17 protein-coding genes are annotated in these 16,210 nt (G+C 62.6%); 9 read left to right on the top strand and 8 right to left on the bottom strand.

Features of this window, described 5'->3' with window-relative positions:
• The first annotated feature begins 59 nt into the window (after window positions 1-59).
• Window positions 60-899: an LOG family protein gene (locus NKH23_RS01105; protein WP_292655870.1), complete on the top strand. Its 840-nt coding sequence runs from the start codon at window positions 60-62 to the stop codon at window positions 897-899.
• A gap of 34 nt (window positions 900-933) precedes the next feature.
• Here NKH23_RS01105 and NKH23_RS01100 read toward each other — a convergent pair whose 3' ends face one another.
• The gene (locus tag NKH23_RS01100; protein ID WP_352911794.1) at window positions 934-1,641 is read right to left on the bottom strand and encodes a pyrimidine 5'-nucleotidase; all 708 of its coding nucleotides are present in this window, start codon (window positions 1,639-1,641) and stop codon (window positions 934-936) included.
• Between the two features lie 161 nt (window positions 1,642-1,802).
• Here NKH23_RS01100 and NKH23_RS01095 point away from each other — a divergent pair, with 161 nt between their 5' ends.
• Complete coding sequence (locus tag NKH23_RS01095) at window positions 1,803-2,564, top strand: GGDEF domain-containing protein (protein WP_352911792.1); 762 nt, start codon at window positions 1,803-1,805, stop codon at window positions 2,562-2,564.
• A gap of 23 nt (window positions 2,565-2,587) precedes the next feature.
• On the opposite strand, the gene phhA is transcribed toward NKH23_RS01095, so the two are convergent.
• Complete coding sequence (gene phhA, locus NKH23_RS01090) at window positions 2,588-3,430, bottom strand: phenylalanine 4-monooxygenase (protein WP_352911789.1); 843 nt, start codon at window positions 3,428-3,430, stop codon at window positions 2,588-2,590.
• A gap of 139 nt (window positions 3,431-3,569) precedes the next feature.
• Between phhA and NKH23_RS01085 the strand changes: the two genes are divergently transcribed.
• Both NKH23_RS01085 and bchE read left to right on the top strand, forming a co-directional pair.
• Window positions 3,570-4,046, top strand: coding sequence for an Lrp/AsnC family transcriptional regulator (locus NKH23_RS01085; RefSeq protein ID WP_352911785.1), 477 nt, complete (start codon window positions 3,570-3,572; stop codon window positions 4,044-4,046).
• 99 nt (window positions 4,047-4,145) lie between these two features.
• Window positions 4,146-5,684, top strand: coding sequence for a magnesium-protoporphyrin IX monomethyl ester anaerobic oxidative cyclase (bchE, locus tag NKH23_RS01080; RefSeq protein ID WP_352911782.1), 1,539 nt, complete (start codon window positions 4,146-4,148; stop codon window positions 5,682-5,684).
• Between the two features lie 21 nt (window positions 5,685-5,705).
• Here bchE and argB read toward each other — a convergent pair whose 3' ends face one another.
• The gene (argB, locus tag NKH23_RS01075; RefSeq protein ID WP_023677482.1) at window positions 5,706-6,599 is read right to left on the bottom strand and encodes an acetylglutamate kinase; all 894 of its coding nucleotides are present in this window, start codon (window positions 6,597-6,599) and stop codon (window positions 5,706-5,708) included.
• A 96-nt stretch (window positions 6,600-6,695) separates the two neighbouring features.
• Window positions 6,696-8,192 carry an amidase gene (locus NKH23_RS01070; RefSeq protein ID WP_352911779.1) on the bottom strand — a complete coding sequence of 499 codons (1,497 nt, stop codon included), beginning with the start codon at window positions 8,190-8,192 and terminating at the stop codon, window positions 6,696-6,698.
• 126 nt (window positions 8,193-8,318) lie between these two features.
• On the opposite strand from NKH23_RS01070, the gene NKH23_RS01065 reads away from it, so the two are divergent.
• From NKH23_RS01065 to msrB, 4 genes are all read left to right on the top strand, one after another.
• Window positions 8,319-8,858 carry a sigma-70 family RNA polymerase sigma factor gene (locus NKH23_RS01065; RefSeq protein ID WP_352911776.1) on the top strand — a complete coding sequence of 180 codons (540 nt, stop codon included), beginning with the start codon at window positions 8,319-8,321 and terminating at the stop codon, window positions 8,856-8,858.
• Window positions 8,855-9,559 carry an anti-sigma factor gene (locus NKH23_RS01060; RefSeq protein WP_352912209.1) on the top strand — a complete coding sequence of 235 codons (705 nt, stop codon included), beginning with the start codon at window positions 8,855-8,857 and terminating at the stop codon, window positions 9,557-9,559. The genes NKH23_RS01065 and NKH23_RS01060 overlap by 4 nt, the downstream gene beginning before the upstream one ends.
• 204 nt (window positions 9,560-9,763) lie before the next feature.
• Window positions 9,764-10,321, top strand: coding sequence for a fasciclin domain-containing protein (locus tag NKH23_RS01055; RefSeq protein WP_352717137.1), 558 nt, complete (start codon window positions 9,764-9,766; stop codon window positions 10,319-10,321).
• A gap of 174 nt (window positions 10,322-10,495) precedes the next feature.
• The gene (gene msrB, locus NKH23_RS01050; RefSeq protein WP_352464747.1) at window positions 10,496-10,996 is read left to right on the top strand and encodes a peptide-methionine (R)-S-oxide reductase MsrB; all 501 of its coding nucleotides are present in this window, start codon (window positions 10,496-10,498) and stop codon (window positions 10,994-10,996) included.
• 125 nt (window positions 10,997-11,121) lie between these two features.
• On the opposite strand, the gene NKH23_RS01045 is transcribed toward msrB, so the two are convergent.
• Window positions 11,122-12,675, bottom strand: a complete 1,554-nt coding sequence (locus tag NKH23_RS01045; protein ID WP_352912208.1) for a DHA2 family efflux MFS transporter permease subunit — start codon at window positions 12,673-12,675, stop codon at window positions 11,122-11,124.
• A 67-nt stretch (window positions 12,676-12,742) separates the two neighbouring features.
• Complete coding sequence (locus NKH23_RS01040) at window positions 12,743-13,921, bottom strand: HlyD family secretion protein (protein WP_352911773.1); 1,179 nt, start codon at window positions 13,919-13,921, stop codon at window positions 12,743-12,745.
• Between the two features lie 143 nt (window positions 13,922-14,064).
• Here NKH23_RS01040 and NKH23_RS01035 point away from each other — a divergent pair, with 143 nt between their 5' ends.
• On the top strand, window positions 14,065-14,814 hold the full coding sequence (locus NKH23_RS01035; RefSeq protein WP_352911771.1) for a TetR/AcrR family transcriptional regulator: 750 nt from the start codon (window positions 14,065-14,067) through the stop codon (window positions 14,812-14,814).
• A 21-nt stretch (window positions 14,815-14,835) separates the two neighbouring features.
• Here the strand turns inward: NKH23_RS01035 and yihA are convergent, their stop codons facing one another.
• Window positions 14,836-15,495 carry a ribosome biogenesis GTP-binding protein YihA/YsxC gene (yihA, locus tag NKH23_RS01030; RefSeq protein WP_352717141.1) on the bottom strand — a complete coding sequence of 220 codons (660 nt, stop codon included), beginning with the start codon at window positions 15,493-15,495 and terminating at the stop codon, window positions 14,836-14,838.
• Entirely contained in the window at window positions 15,492-16,130 is a 639-nt protein-coding gene (locus NKH23_RS01025; RefSeq protein ID WP_352717142.1) for a CatB-related O-acetyltransferase, read from the bottom strand. The genes yihA and NKH23_RS01025 overlap by 4 nt, the downstream gene beginning before the upstream one ends.
• Between the last annotated feature and the right edge of the window lie 80 nt (window positions 16,131-16,210).

The following is a 16,210-nucleotide window of genomic DNA, read 5'->3' as shown; positions in this document are numbered from 1 at the left end:
GTCAATCGCGGCAGCGTCACGGGACGGCGCAAGTGAATGATTGGACGGGTAAAGCAAATATGACTCCCATGGAAAAGGCGGGATGGACGCCGCTGCCGCATTCGGACGAGGATCTGGAGCGGTCGAGAAGCGTGCCGGACACGCCGCAAACGCGCGCGGAGACATATCGGCTGGCCTGGAACGATCCCGATTTCATGACGCGGCGCGAGTTGCGCGCGGTCAGGCTGCAGCTCGAACTGCTGAAACCGGAGATGATCCTGGCCGAGCGCGGCATCCAATCGACCGTCATCCTGTTCGGCGGCGCCCGCATTCCCGAGCCCGGCGGCGAAGCCTGGGCGGCCAAGAACGAGACGCAGAAGAAGAACCTCGAGCAAAACAGCAAATATTACGAGGAGGCGCGCAAATTCGCCCGCCTCTGCTCACAGCAGTCGGCCACCTCGTACTATCGCGAATTCGTCGTGGTGACCGGCGGCGGGCCGGGTGTCATGGAGGCCGGCAATCGCGGCGCCGACGATGTTGGCGCGCCGTCGATCGGTCTCAACATCGTGCTGCCCCACGAGCAGGCGCCAAACGCCTACGTGACGCCGGAACTCTGCTTCAACTTCCACTATTTCGCGGTCCGCAAGATGCATTTCGTTATGCGGGCCAAGGCCGTTGCGGTATTTCCAGGCGGCTTCGGCACGATGGACGAGTTCTTCGAAACGCTGACCCTGATCCAGACCGGCCGCATGGAACGCGTGCCGGTCATTCTGTTCGGCAAGGCTTTCTGGGCAAGGGCAATCGACCTCGATTTCCTCGCCGAGCAAGGCACGATCACGCCCGGCGACCAGGATATCATCGATTTCGTCGACACCGCCGACGAGGCCTGGGGGATCATTAGCCGCTTCTATAAACTTTGACATGCAAGCAAGGACTTGAAGCGCGCCGGCTGCCTCAAGCAGTGACTTCGACGATCGCCGTGAGAAAGCCGGCGAGATCGTCGGTGACGAAGTCCACATCGTCCTCGTTGGCCGGGTCGCGTTCCCAGATTTCCGAGAAGGTCGGCTCGAAATTGCGCGGCACCACCAGCACCGTGGTCATGCCCAGCGATTTCGGCACCGACAGGTTGCGGGCGAGGTCTTCGAACATCACCGCATTTTGCCCGGTAACGGCGTGGAGTTCGGCAAATTTCTCATAAGATTGCCGCGCCGGCTTGGGGTTCAGTCCGGCAGCGACGATATCGAAAATATCGTCGAAATGCTCAAGAATGCCCAACTGCCGCGCGGTGCGTTCGGCATGCCGGCGATCCCCGTTGGTGAAGATGAATTTACGGCCGGGAAGCTGGCGTATGGCGGTGCCGAGGACGGGATCTGGAACCAGCCAGGAATAATCGATGTCGTGGACCTTCTCGAGAAAATCATCGGGGTCGATGCCATGGCGCGTCATCAATCCGTTCAGTGTCGTGCCGTATTCGCGGTAGAGCTCCTTTTGCAGCTTGCGTGCTTCCTCGCGCGGCAGCGTCAGCAATTCTCCGACATAGGCGGTCATCTTCACATCGATCTGCGAGAACAGATTCGAATGATGCGGATAAAGGGTGTTGTCGAGATCGAACACCCAGTCGGTGACATGGGCAAAGCGGGCGGGGTCGGGAAGTGTGGTCATACCGTCCTTATGGCACGAAACGATCTTTCTAACAGGAGGTTTATCCACAACCTATGCGCGCCCTGGGTGGTGAAAATGGCGCCATAATTAAAATCTTAAGCATCGCCGAAAGGTGACATTCAGCGCTTGCTGTGACCAAGACGGATCAGTGGGAGCAAGCGATGAATCGCATATTTCTAAAGTCTGCCGCCATCGCTTTCGCCTCTGTCGCGGTCTCGCTTTTGCTGACGCTGATCGTCGTGCCAGCAATGGGTTTTCCGATCAATCGCACCATCTGGCTGACATCCACCGTCTGCCCGCTGGCCCTTGCCTGGGGCGTCGGCGCCTATACGTTCTGGCAGGGCGAAAGGTTGCAGACCGCCCATCGCGAGCTTTCCCGCGCCCATGCCCAACTAGCCGCCGCGCACAGGCGCTTGGCGGAAAAGGCGAGCCGCGACGACATGACCGGCATGCTCAACCGCGAAAGCTTCTTTGCCGCGCTCGACGGCTCCCGGCGTAAATTCGATCGCGGAGCATTGCTGATCATCGATGCCGATCATTTCAAGACCATCAACGACAGCTACGGCCATCTGATCGGCGACGATGCGCTGCTCCTGATCGCAAACGCGATAGAGCGTGGCGTGCGCAGCGGCGACGTGCTTGGCCGCATCGGCGGCGAGGAATTCTGCGCCCTTCTGATCGGCGCTACCGAACACGAGGCCAGGCGCGTCGCCGAGCGCATCCGCCGTGAAGTCGAGCGTATCCGTTTCCGGCCCGTCGACGAACGAACGGTTCCGCTGACGGTCAGTATTGGCGGCATCACCTGCGGCAAGGACGCCGCAGTGTCGGAGCTGATGCGCGCCGCCGACCAGCGGCTTTACGAGGCCAAGCATCGCGGCCGCAATCTGTCGATCATCGACCGCGATATTTCCGAAGCCGCCTGAGCCTTGGCGGTCGCTAACAAGAACTAACCTTTCAGACCTTTTGCCGGATCGAGCGCCGGCTCGCCTTTGCGGCGCGCCACGATCGCCGCAAGATCGGCGGTCTCGAAAGCATCACGCAGGGCGTCGAACGACGGCAGCACGAAATAAGCACGCTGAAACTTGTCGATCTCGTAGCCGGTGCGCATTACGGTTTCCAGGTCGAAGGCGACATGGTGCGCCTCGCCGCCTTCGACCGCGAACTGAAGCTCCGTGAAGGATGACATCAGCCCGGCGCCGAACGCCTTCAGCGGCTGGCCGGGTTCGCGCATCAGCCCGTATTCGACGGTGTACCAGTAAAGCCTGGTGATCATCTCGTCGCCGCCGAGCGCAATCACGCTGTCGGCCTTCTTGCCATACATCTGCATGAAGTCGGCAAAGACCGGCTGCGTCAGGATCGGCACGTGACCGAAGAAATCGTGGAACATGTCGGGCTCGACAATGTAGTCGAGCTCCTTTTGGGTTCGCAGCCAGTTGGTGACCGGGAAGCGGCGGTTGGCGAGGTGGTCGAAGAACGGCTGGGCGGGAATGAGCCCCGGCACGGCGACGATCTCCCAGCCGGCGAGCTTGCGCAGCTTCTCGCTGACCTCACCGAAATCCGGGATCTTGTCGAGAAGGCCAAGCGCCGCAACGCCATCGAGATAGGAATGATGGGCGAGCTTCCTGGTCAGCTTCGTCTGGCGGTCGCACAGCGTGCGCCACACCGCCTGTTCTTCGTCGCTATAATTGTAGCCCTGCGCCACGGTGAAATCGGCACGGCAGACCGAATAGTCGCCGCGAAGGCCTCGCGCGGCGCATTCGCGGGCATAGTCGGCAACGTTCATGGTCATGGCTGCTCTCCCTGGAAATCATGATCAGCGGATTGTCGGCAATTCTAGCGGAATGGCGGGAGGCAAATCAGCTTTGATGGTGGCTCAAATGCGGGGTTGGAGGTAAAAGACTCCACGATCGAGCTTTGGGAGAGTGAAAATGCCTCAGTTTGACGAATTCGAGATCAAGATGCTCGACATCCTGCAGCGCGACGGGCGCAAGCCGGTATCCGAACTGGCGCAGCAGATCGGCCTGTCGACGACACCTTGCGCGCGGCGCTTTGAGGTTCTTCAGCAGGCGGGCATCATCAAGCGCTTCGCCGCGGTGCTCAGCCGTCGCGCCGTCGGGCTGATGGTCGAGGTGTTCATCCAGGTGCGCCTGACCAGCCACAGCGACGGCTCGCCCGAAAGCTTCATCGCCGCCGTCCAGCGCATGGACGAGGTGTCCTCATGCTGGACCATGACCGGCGACCATGATTTCTTGCTGCACGTGATGGTGCCGTCGGTCGACGAGCTCAATGCTTTCGTCATGCACCGTCTGATGCGGCTCGAAGGCGTGCGCGACGTCCACACCCAGCTTGTGCTGCAGAACATCAAGGGGCCCGGCCATGTCCCGCTTGCACATCTCAGACGATAGGCATTTCTGCGGAAAGGCTGCACACAAACTGCTGAAGCTGGCCAATCTCCAGAGCTAGATCGCCGACTACGACATGCGGACCGCCATTGAAGGTCCGCCATGAAAATCGTCCTGATCAACCCGCCACATACAGTCATCGGCAGCCGTGTGCCGGACGACCATCTGCCGCCGCTCGGTTTGCTGGCACTGGGCGGTCCGCTGATCGACGCGGGACATCAAGTGCGGCTTGTGGACGCCGAATTCGGGCCGATGGCGCTTGCCACGCTGGTCCGGGACGCCTTGAGCGACCATCCCGACTGCATTCTGATCGGCCATTCCGGCTCGACCTCTGCACATCCGACAGCCCTGCTGATCGCCGGCATGGTCAAGGACATCGAGCCGGCGACAATCCTGATTTATGGCGGCGTGTTTCCGACCTATCATTGGCGCGACATACTGAACGAAACAGATGTCTTCGACTTCATCGTGCGTGGCGAGGGCGAGGCGACAATCGTCGCGCTGGTCGAAGCGCTGGAAAAACGCAAGCCGCTGTCGGATGTGACGGGCATCGCCTTTCCTGATGATTTGCGCCGGCCCTTTGCCACCCGGCCGACAAGGACGATCGCCAATTTCGACGATTACCGCATCGGCTGGGAACTGATCGACTTCAGTCGCTACAGCTATTGGGGAGGCAAGCGCGCGGTGGTCATGCAGTTCTCGCGAGGCTGTCCGCATCTGTGCAACTATTGCGGCCAGCGCGGCTTCTGGACGCGCTGGCGGCACCGCGACCCCGTGAAGTTCGCGCGGGAGATTGCCTGGCTATACCGCGAGCATGGCGTCGAGCTGATCAACCTTGCCGACGAGAACCCGACGTCGTCCAAAAAAGCCTGGCGCGCCTTTCTCGATGCGATGATCGCCGAGAACGTGCCGGTGCTGATCGTCGGCTCCACCCGCGCCGACGACATCGTCCGTGACGCCGACAGCCTGCATCTCTATCGCCAGGCCGGCGTCATCCGCTGGCTGCTTGGCATGGAAAACACCGACGAGCAGACGCTCCAGTTGATCCGCAAGGGCGGCAGCACCTCGTCCGACCGCGAGGCGATACGGCTGTTGCGCCTCAACGGCATCTTGTCGATGGCGACCTGGGTGGCCGGTTTCGAGGACGAAGGCTTTCGCGACCTCTGGCGCGGCTTCCGCCAGCTGATCGCTTATGACCCCGACCAGATCCAGGCGCTCTATGTGACGCCGCATCGCTGGACGCCGTTCTTCAGGATTGCCAGGGACCGCAAGGTGATCCAGCTGGACGCCCGCCTGTGGGACTACAAGCACCAGGTGCTGCGGATGACCCGCCTCAAACCGTGGATGCTGTTCTTCGCCGTCAAGCTGATCGAACTGGCCGTGCAGTTGCGGCCCAAGGCGCTGGTGCGTATCCTGTTCCACAAGGATCCGGAGCAACGGCATTCGATGCGCTGGTACACCAAAATGGGCCGCCGCGTCTGGTTCCGCGAGGTCTGGGGCTTTCTGGTCCGCGACCGCCGCCTCAAAAATGGCCCGACGCTTGCCGAATTCTGGGGCGCGCCGCAAGACGAGGAAGAGGAATCGATGGTTGTCGAACGCCTGTCGCGTAAGTCCGTGACCGCTATTTCGCCAAACGCTTGAGCCCCTCAGGCACCCGGCCAGTCACGGCACGATCAGCGTGCCGGCGCCGTGTTCGGTGAACAGCTCGAGCAGCACCGCATGCGGCGTCTTGCCGTTGAGGATGACGACGCCGGCGACGCCGCGCTCGATTGCCTCGATGCAGGTCTCGACTTTGGGGATCATGCCGCCCGAGACAGTTCCGTCCTTGATCAGGGCCTTGGCCTCGGCCACGGTCAACTCGTCGATCAGCTTCTTGTCCTTGTCGAGCACGCCGGGCACGTCGGTGAGGAACAGCAGGCGCGTCGCCTGGCAGGCCCCGGCGATGGCGCCGGCAAAAGTGTCGGCGTTGATGTTGTAGGTATGGCCGTCGCGGCCGGGCGCCACCGGCGCCAGCACCGGGATCATTTCGGACCGCGCCAGGAGGTCGAGCAATGTGCGGTCGACCTCGACAGGCTCACCAACGAAGCCTAGGTCGAGCACCCGCTCGATGTTGGAATCCGGATCGATCATGGTCTTGCGCGCCTTTTCGGCAAACACCATGTTGCCGTCCTTGCCGCACAGGCCGATCGCCCACTCGCCCTCGGCGTTGATCAGCGCGACGATTTCCTTGTTGATCGACCCGGCCAGCACCATCTCGACAATCTCGACGGTCTTCTGGTCGGTGACGCGCAAGCCGCCCTCGAATTTGGATTCGATGCCCATCTTGCTGAGCATGGCGCCGATCTGCGGCCCACCGCCATGCACGACGATCGGGTTGACGCCGGATTGCTTGAGCAGTGCGATGTCGCGGGCGAAAGCCTTGCCGAGCGCGATGTCGCCCATCGCGTGGCCGCCATATTTCACCACGACCGTCTTGTTCTCGTAGCGCTGCATATAGGGCAGCGCCCTTGAAAGCAGCGCGGCCTGCATTTCGGCGGTGGCGGCGACATCCGTCATCGGCGTGGTTCCCAGCTTGGAATGAACGGCGGCGTCTTAGCGGGAATTGGACGAGGGGGCAAACGGCTTTGCTGTCACGATCGATCAAATCACCGCCTATGCCGGCACCTGCAGCGGCGCCCGCCGGCCCAGCCATCCCGAGATTTTTTCCATCTGCGCGGCGAACGACAAAAGCGTCTCCTCGTCGCCGGGGCGGCCGGCGGCCTGGACGCCGAGCGGCAGGCCGGCATCGGTCACGTAAACCGGAAGCGTGATCGACGGTTGCCCGCTGACGTTCTGGATCGCCGGCCAGTGGGTGAACCACAGGCTCTTGTCCATCAGCTGGCCGAATAGCGGCTTGAACTTCAGCAGGCCGGCGAGGCGCAGTCTGTCCAGGACATTCTCGATGAATTCGTCGGCGCCTTTCGGGTCCATGGTGCCGCAGGCGAGCGGCGGATGCGCGATGACAGGCATCAGCACTGCATCGTAATGCGCGGTTTCGGTGATAAGCCGGCGCGAGGTTGCGTGCAGCCGCTGCAGGCCGGCATAGATTTCGCCGGCCGAGAGGATTTCACCGAACCGGCTCATCACGCGCGTTGCGCGTTCGATGTCGCCTGAGATGGAGCGGCCGACGCGCAGGGCCTCGCCACGCATCGTGCCGGCCACCGCCGCGGCGACGGTTCTGGCGAAATCGGCGATGAAATCGCGATCGATATAGGGCAGGTCGATCTCCTCGACGCTGTGCCCGCCTTCGCGCGCCAACGCAATTGCCGCATCCAGAGCTTTCAAGGTTTCTTCCGAAATCGGCAGGCCGAGCGGCGATTTTCGGTAGAAGGCGAGCTTGAGCTTGCCCGGATCGCGCCCGGCGGCCGCAGTGAAACTGCCGTTCGGCGAGGGTGCCGCGTAGGGCGACAGCGGGTCGGGCCCGTGGGTCAGGTCGAGCAGCAGGGCCGTATCGCGCACCGAGCGGGCCAACGCATGGTCGACGACGAAGCCGTACCAGCTTTCGGTGACGAGCGGCGTCAAGGGCACGCGGCCGCGCGAGGTTTTCAGCCCGACCAGCCCGGTACAAACGGCAGGCACCCTGATCGAGCCGCCGCCATCCGAGGCGTGCGCCACCGGCACGACGCCGGCCGCGACCAGCGCAGCCGCGCCGCCCGAGGAACCGCCGGTCGTGTGGGCGGTGTCCCATGGATTGCGGGTGACGCCGTAAGCCACGGACTCGGTCACCAGCCTCAGCCCGTGTTCGGGTGCGGTGCTGGTGGCGATCGGGACCAGGCCAGCAGCCAGATAGCGTTCCGTCATGACCGAGTTGAAATCGGGGGTGTAGGCTGGGATGCGGCTGCCGCCATGCGTCGGCACGCCCTTCATGGCAATGCCGAGGTCCTTCAGCGCAAAGGGCACTCCGGCAAGCGGCAGCTTGTGGTCGACGGTTTTCGCTCGCGCCCGCGCCGCCTCAAAAAGCGGTTCGGCGATGGCGTTGATCTCCGGCTGGGTGGCCTCGGCCCGGGCGATCGCCGCATCGACGAGATCTTGCGGTGTGATCTCTCCCTTGTGCACGAGTGCGGCCTGGCCGGTTGCGTCATGCTCCCACAGAACCCGCTCGATCGACATGGTCGCCCTCCCGCTCATGGCAAGCTAGCGGGCGGCGATTTCCTTGGCAATCGACGCTGGCGCTGCCAGTGCGCAAGACCATTTCAGTCGTTGCAAATACATTGCAATCGCCTAATTTGGCGGCCGATGACGCCGCAGGACATCAGCAACCTGATTGTCCGGACTTCCATGAAGGACCGGGCTGCGTTCGATCTGCTGTACCGGCAGACCAGCGCGAAACTTTTCGGCGTCTGCCTTCGTGTATTGAAGGATCGGGGAGATGCAGAAGAGGCGCTTCAAGAGGTCTTCGTCAAGATATGGACGAAGTCGGACCGTTTCGCCGTTTCGGATCTGAGCCCGATCTCCTGGCTGGTGGCCATTGCGCGCAATCATGCGATCGATCGGATCAGGGCGCGGCGAGAGCCTGCCGCCTATATCGATGCCGCGCTCGACGTGGCCGATCCGGCGCCGGGGCCGGAGGCCATGGCCGTGGCGGGCGGTGAGTCCGAACGCATCTACCATTGTCTCGAGGAATTGGACAAGGACCGGGCGGCGGCCGTCCGGAGCGCCTATCTGGATGGCAAAAGCTATGCCGAGCTGGCGGAGCGCTATCGCGTGCCGCTGAACACAATGCGGACCTGGCTGCGGCGCAGCCTGTTGAAACTGAGAGAATGCCTGGAAAGATGACGCTGGCTGACGACAACGGACCGGAACGTGGGGGCGACGACCTGTTCGCCGCCGAATACGTTCTTGGCGTGCTGGCCGCCGACGAACGCGAGATCGCGTCGCGCCGCATCGATGCGGACGCCGCCTTCGCGCGCCTTGTCGATAGCTGGGAGGCGCATCTTTCGCCGATGGCCGCCGCCTATCCGGAGACAGAGCCTCCGATCAGGGTCAAGGAAGCATTGGACCGCCGGCTGTTCGCTGCAGAGCCGCGCGCCGGCCTGTGGTCGAGCCTTGGCTTCTGGCGCGGCCTTGCCGCCGCCGCCATTGCGGCGCTGGCGATCTACATCGCCGTGCCTTACTTCCGCCCGCCCACCGAACCGCCGCAGACGCGGCTTGTCGCCTCGCTGGCGGCCGAAGGCAGCGACGTCAAATATCTCGTCGTCTACGATGCCGCCCGTCACGAGATCGGTCTTTCCCACGTTTCCGGCGAGCGGGCCGCCGGCAAGGACTTCGAACTGTGGATGATCGAAGGCAAGAATGCGCCGGTGTCGATGGGTGTCATCCCGGCCGGTGCGAGCGTGCATCTGGCCATCCCGCTCGCCGTCCAGGAAAAGTTGGCGCAAGGCGCCGTGCTTGCGGTCAGCGTCGAGCCTGCCGGCGGTTCACCGACCGGCCAGCCGACTGGACCGGTGGTCGCAGCGGGCGATCTGAAGAGCGTCTGACCGCTTCTTGCCTCTAGAAGCAGACCTGAAATCTATCTCCCGCGATTTAAACGCCTGCAAAGTTTGTTGGCGGCTGCCGATCCGCACTGGGCAAATTGCAGCGACACAATATTTTTTGCGGAGAGGGCGAAACTCCCACATTTCTGTCGCGTATCTCCTTGCGTTCCCGAATGAGGCGAACGATAACCCGAGGAGATTGAAATCATGCGTAAATTCGCCACCCTTTTGCTTGCCGGAACGGTCGCCATTTCTGCGCTCGCCACCATTGCCTATGCCCAAAATCCGATGGTCGGCGGCGCCGCCATGTATGCCCAGAAAAACATCGTCGAAAATGCTGTCAACTCGAAGGACCACACGACGCTGGTCGCTGCCGTCAAGGCAGGCGGCCTGGTCGATACGCTGCAAAGCGCTGGCCCCTTCACCGTGTTCGCGCCGACCAACGAGGCCTTTGCGGCACTTCCAGCCGGCACGATGGGGACGCTGCTCAAGCCTGAAAACAAGGACAAGCTGGTCAAGATCCTGACTTGCCATGTCATCGGCGCCAAGGCGATGGCCGCCGACGTCGCCAAGATGGTCAAGGATGACGGCGGCACCCACAAGGTCAAGACGGTCGGTGGTTGCGAACTGTCGCTCAAGACCGACGGCGGCAAGGTCACCGTGACCGACGAGAACGGCAATGTCGCCAATGTGACGATCGCCGATGTCGAGCAGTCCAACGGCGTCATCCACGTCGTCGACAAGGTTCTCCTGCCGAAGATGTAACAAACGCACGCTGCCGGCGAAGATATCGCTAAGGGCCTCCCTGCGCACACTCCGCGCCGTTCACGCAAGATGTGGATAGGCGCGGAGTCCCGCTTTGAGGACAGCGATCGTCACCGGCTTTTGATTTCCGTGTGGCGGTCGAATTTGGCACAAGCAATGACAGGAGGAATGGCCATGAACCGTCGCGAGCTTCTTTTGAGTGGTGCGGCAGCCCTTGGCGTTGTCGCAGGCGCCACCGCGCTGCGCATGGGCGGAGCCCAGGATGCACGCGCGGCCGAGACTTTCGAGGTCACCAAGACCGAAGCCGAGTGGCGCGCCATCCTGTCCGACGCGGCCTTCAATGTGCTGCGCAAGGAGGGCACGGAATACCCGGGAACCAGTCCGCTGCTCAACGAGCACCGCAAAGGCATCTTCGCTTGCGCCGGCTGCGACCTGCCGGTCTATTCGTCAGAGACCAAGTTCGATTCCGGCACAGGCTGGCCGAGCTTCTGGCAGGAAATCCCGAATTCCGTCGGCAAGACCGTAGACAGGTCGTTGGGCATGACCCGCACCGAGGTCCACTGTCGCCGCTGCGGTGGCCATCTCGGCCACGTCTTCGACGACGGTCCGCCGCCGACCGGGTTGCGGCATTGCATCAACGGCGTCGCCTTGACCTTCAAGCCGGCGACGGCGTGAGGACGGCTGCGCCCTGGCTTTGTCGGAGCGCGCGAGGACTTCGTAATGGTTGATTTTGCGCATGACCCCGAAAATCGCTTTTCGGGGTCATGCGCGAGGGCGCCAGGCGGGGGATCCAGCGCGCCTCAATGGCCTCCGCCACTGCCGCCCTGAGCGGCTGGCTTGCGGATCACCAGGGTGAAGAGCCCAAGCGTCGCGAACAAAACCGTCAGCATGAAGAATACGTCCATGAACGACAGCAGCGATGCCTGCTGCTGGACCATGCCTGACAGTTTGGAGATGGCCGCCTTGGAGGCGTCGAGCCCGGCGGTCTGCTCGAAGTTGAGCGTCATGTTCTGCAGCTTCTGCTGCGCAGCGGCACTTCCCCATTGCACGTGCTCGGAGAGCCTGGCGTAGTGGAAGGCATTGCGGTCGATCAGCACGGTGTTGATGACGGCCAGTCCGACGGCGCCGCCGAGATTGCGGGTCAGGTTGAACAAGCCAGACGCATTCTTCAGCCGCTCCGGCGGCAGGGTTCCGAGCGCAATGTTGTTGATCGGCACCATGCAGAGCATCATCGAGCAACCGCGCAGGATCTGCGGGATCAGCAGTTCATAGAAATCCCAGTCGGCGGTGAGATGCGTCATCCACCAGGTCCCCGTGGCGAAGCCGAAGAAGCCGATCATCATCATGATGCGCGGGTCCATCTTGTTCGACAGGATGCCGGAGATCGGCGCGGTGAAGAACATGGCCAGGCCGCTGACGAACAGCGCCTCGCCGATCATCATCGAATCGTAGCCGCGGATGCGCCCCAGGAACACCGGATAAAGATAGGTCAGACCGTAGAGGCCGATGCCGACGACGAAGGAGAACAGCGAGCCGAAGGCAAAATTGATATTGCTGAAGGCCCTCAGATCGACAATCGGCTCCTCGGCGGTGAACACGCGCCAGAAGAACAGCACCGCGCCGAAGGTCATGATGACGGCGCAGATGAACACCGCCTGATCCTGCAGCCAGTCGTTGTTGGGACCTTCCTCCAGCACATATTCCATGCAGCCCAGGAAGGCGGCCATGCCGGCAAGCCCCCACCAGTCGAACTTGCTGAACAGCTTGAGATTGGGTTTGTCGAAGTCGATCAGCGACCAGGCGGCCGTCGTCACCAGAATGCCGGGCACGACGTTGACCAGGAACAGCCAGTGCCAGGACATGGCATGGCTGATATAGCCGCCGACTGTCGGGCCGATGGTCGGCGCCAGCGTCGCCACCAGGCCGATCATCGGCGAGACGATGGCGCGACGCGACGGTGGGAAGATGGTGAAGGCGGCTGCAAAGACGCTCGGGATCATGCCGCCGCCGATGAAGCCCTGCACGGCGCGGTAGACGATCATCTGGTCGATATTGGTTGCGGTCGCCGCCAGCGCGCTGGCCGCGGTAAAGCCTGCTGCCGAGATCGTGAACAGCACCCGCGTCGACAGCATCCGGCTGAGGAAGCCCGACAGCGGGATCATCACCACCTCGGCAATCAGATAGGCCGTCTGCACCCACGGAATCTCATCCGAACTGGCGCTCAGCCCCGCCTGGATCTCGGCCAGCGAGGCCGAGACGATCTGGATGTCCAGGATGGCCATGAACATGCCGAACACCATCGCCAGGAAGGCGATGACGCGGCGTGTCGAGATGTGGTCGGCCGGCACCGGCATGGCTGGCGCCGGCGCCGATCCTGCAGTTAGGGTTGCGGTCGCCATGACCTTTGCTCCCGGTTCCGCTTTACTTCGATGCCGAAGGCGCCGTACGGCTGTCGACGGCGACGACGACGCTCAGGCCGGCGCGCAGCCTGCCCGTCTTCAGCACATCCGCGGGCACGTCGACACGAACCGGAACGCGCTGCACCACCTTGGTGAAATTGCCTGTGGCGTTTTCCGGCGGCAGCAGCGAGAACACTGCTCCCGAAGCCGGGGCCAGCGACGACACGGTACCCTCGAAGTCCTGGCCGTCGATCGCGTCGACCGACACACTGACCTTTTCACCAGGCACCAGCCGGGCAAGCTGGGTCTCCTTGAAGTTGGCGACGATATAGAGCTTGTCCATTGGCACGATGACGGCGAGCTTCTGTCCGGGGCTGATCAGGTCGCCCTGCTCGACCGAGCGGTTGCCGACCACGCCGTCATAGGGTGCGCGCAACACGGTGAAGGACAGGTCCCGCACCGCCTTGTCGTGGGCAAGCTGCAGCGAGGCCAGCGTGCTGGCCGATTCCGCGCGCTGCGCCTGGAGCACGCCGATATTGGCCTGAGCCGCCGCGATCTGTGCGTCGGCGCCGGCTAGTGCGGCATTGGCTTGCTCGACCGCCGTCTGGGCATCGTCCAACTGGGCCTGGGTGCCGACGCGGGTCTTGAGCAGCTGGGCGGCACGAACCTGAGCCCGCTTCGCATTGTCGGCCGCGGCCTGGTCGGCGGTCTTCTGCGCCTGCGCCTGCTTGAGCGAGGCGCGCGCCGCCTCGGTCTGGGCATCGATGCGGTCGAGCGTCTTGCTCAACGTGGCGATCTGCGCCTCGGCCTGGGCAACGGCTATCTTGTAGTCACCGTCATCGACGATTAGCAGCGGGTCGCCGGCCTTCACCTGCTGGTTCTCGGTCACTTTGACCTGATCGACATAGCCCGAGATTTTTGGCGAGATGAACGCCGTGTCGGCCTGGACATAGGCGTCGTCGGTCGTGATCATGAAGCGCCCGTCGGTCCAATAATCATAGCCATACCAGGCGCCGGCGCCCAGCAGGGCCAGGCCGATGATGGGCAACAACAGGGAGCGCATCGAGCGCTTCTTCTTGGCGGGCGCCAGCGGGGTGACGTCGGCGGGTTTGACGGGGGCTTCCGGCGCTTCGATCGCAGGTTGGACCTTGGCACTGGGGAAAGGGCGGACTTCGGCACTGGTGGGCGCGTTCGAGGACATGATATCTCTCTAAATTAACTGGCGCTGAACTTCATCAGACTGAACCGTTCGGTTCGATCTCGGCGTTGACTTAGCGCTTAAAGAGGCCCATATCAAGAGCAATCGAACCGGATGGTTCGAATTATTTTACGAGGTGTGACATTATGGCCGAAGCCCCCAAGGCCGCTCCTTTGCCTGAGTCAGGCCCATTGTCCAGCGCTGGCAAGGACCAGTGCGATCTGCTGGACAGTCTGCCGCGCGGCCGCCCGGCCGCGGGGCAAGACCCGGTCAAGCGCAGCCAGATCATCGAGGGTGCGCGCCGTGTCTTCATCGACAAGGGCTTCGAAGCCGCGTCGATGAACGACATTACCCGCGAGGCCGGCGTGTCCAAGGGCACCATCTATGTCTACTTCGCCAACAAGGAAGAGCTGTTCGAAGCACTGATCGAGGAAGAACGCGGCACGATCTTCAAGAACATGTACGAAGTGCTGGACCAGATAGGCGACCTTCGCCAGACGCTGGTGAAGTTCGGCATCGTGCTGTCCATGAAGATCACCTCGGCCAGGGTCATCCTGGCGCAGCGGACGGTGATCGGCGCGTCGGAACGCATTCCGGAGCTTGGCGCGCGATTTTACGAACGCGGGCCGAAGCGCGGCCATGACAGGGTTGTCGTTTTCCTCAACATGGCTATCGAACGCGGCCTGCTGAAGATCGACGATGTCGAGCTTGCCGCCTATCAGTTCACCGAGCTGTGCCTGGCCGGTCTTTTCCGCCAGTGCATATTCGCCTATCGCACCAAGGCGCCAAGTGCGGCCGAGATCGAACATATCGTCAGGTCGGGCGTCGACGTGTTCCTGAAGGCCTACGGCACCGAACAGCTTGCAGAGCAGGAACGGGCCTCCAGCCCCGCCTGACCAGCCGTCGGAGTCCGTTGCCTATCCGCCATTGGCGGCGAGCACGATCGCCGCACGCAATTCCTCGAGGCCCTCGCTCTTTTCCGACGACGTGGCGAGCACGAAGGGAAAGGCCGCCGGGCGTTTCTTGATTTTCGCCAGCGTTTCCTCGATCAGCTGCGGTATCCCCGCCGCCTTGATCTTGTCGGTCTTGGTCAGCACGATCTGATACGACACCGCCGCCTTGTCGAGCAGCGACAGCACCTCGTCGTCCTTGGCCTTGATGCCATGACGGGCATCGATCAGCACGTAGACGCGCTTCAGCGTCACCCGGCCCTTGAGATAGTCGAACACGAGCTTCGTCCACTCGTCGACCTTTTCCTTCGGCGCCGTGGCGTAGCCATAGCCCGGCATGTCGACCAGGGCCATCGGCGGCAGATCGGCGCCTTCTCCCGAAAATCCGCCCGGCACGAAATAGTTGAGCTCTTGCGTCCGGCCCGGCGTGTTGGAGGTGCGCGCCAGCCCCTTCTGGTTGACCAGCGCGTTGATCAGCGACGATTTGCCGACATTGGAGCGGCCGGCAAAGGCGATCTCGGGTGGACCCTCCGGCGGCAGGAATTTCATTGCCGGCACGCCGCGGATGAAGATCCAGGCTCGCGTGAACAATTCGATGCCGATCGTGGTCTTGTTCAACGCGTTCAAACCGCTGCCTCCAGAAGAAAAATGTTGCTGCCACGAATGGCATCGAGATTGCGGCTGATCTTTTCCACCGGCCAGTGCCACCACGCCAGCGCCAGCAGCCGCCGGATGGTCCTTTCGTCGAAGCGCATCTTCACCACCTTGGCAGGATTGCCGGCGACGATCGCATAGGCCGGCACATCGTGCGTCACCACCGACTTTGCCGCGACGATGGCGCCGTCGCCGATCTTCACGCCCGGCAGCATCACCGCTTCCATGCCGATCCAGACGTCATTGCCGACGATTGTGTCGCCACGCACCTCTTTAGACGATGTCGCCGGGTCGAAACCTTCCTCCCAGCCGTGGCCAAAGATGTTGAACGGATAGGTCGAAAAGCCGGACATGGCGTGATTGGCGCCGTTCATGATGAAGCGCGCACCCTCGGCAATGGCGCAGAACCTGCCGATGACCAGCCTGTCGCCGATGAACGGATAATGATGCAGCACGCATTTTTCGGCGAATTTGTCGGGTCCGTCAGGGTCGTCATAATAGGTGAAGTCGCCGATCTCGATATTCGGCGCCGTCACCAGCGGTTTCAGAAAGCCGACGCGCGTGTGCAACGGGATCGGATGCTTGATCGATGGATTGGGTCCGGTCATATCGAGCTCCATCGGGCAACTGCCAGCCAGGTCAAAATAGCGCGATCCGTCCGGCAGTACCAATCGCTTAATCCAGGCCG

The sequence above is a fragment of the Mesorhizobium sp. M1328 genome (assembly GCF_040318075.1).
Classification (GTDB): domain Bacteria; phylum Pseudomonadota; class Alphaproteobacteria; order Rhizobiales; family Rhizobiaceae; genus Mesorhizobium.
The sequence above is the reverse complement of the archived record's forward strand: the minus strand, read 5'-3'. Positions and strand labels throughout refer to the sequence as shown.